The sequence below is a fragment of the Ensifer sp. ENS06 genome (genome assembly GCF_014852205.1).
Classification (GTDB): domain Bacteria; phylum Pseudomonadota; class Alphaproteobacteria; order Rhizobiales; family Rhizobiaceae; genus Ensifer; species Ensifer adhaerens.
The window spans coordinates 1-442 of the sequence record NZ_JACVBC010000048.1 but is presented as its reverse complement, the minus strand read 5'-3'; the positions used below and the strand labels follow the sequence as shown (position 1 = coordinate 442).

The window sequence follows — 442 nt, the reverse complement described above, 5'->3', positions numbered from 1 at the left end:
GGCATCATCACGCCCTGGAACTTCCCGATCGCCATTCCCGCCTGGAAGATCGCGCCGGCGCTTTGCTACGGCAACACCGTCGTCTTCAAGCCGGCCGAACTGGTGCCCGGCAGTTCCTGGGCGATCGCCGACATTCTTCACCGCGCCGGCCTGCCGAAGGGTGTGTTGAACCTCGTGATGGGCAAGGGCTCGGTCGTCGGCCAGGCCATGCTCGACAGTCCCGACATTCACGCCATCACCTTCACCGGCTCGACCGGCACGGGAAAACGCGTGGCGCTCGCCTCCGTCGAACACAATCGCAAATACCAGCTGGAAATGGGCGGCAAGAACCCGTTCGTCGTGCTTGACGACGCCGATCTTGCGGTCGCGGTCGAGGCGGCGGTCAATTCGGCCTTCTTCTCGACCGGCCAGCGTTGCACCGCATCTTCGCGGCTCATCGTCA

General features: G+C 64.3%; 1 protein-coding gene. It reads left to right on the top strand.

Annotated features, from left to right (window positions below):
- Positions 1-442: aldehyde dehydrogenase family protein (locus tag IB279_RS36775; RefSeq protein ID WP_192341265.1), on the top strand; the 442-nt coding region annotated here is incomplete at both ends.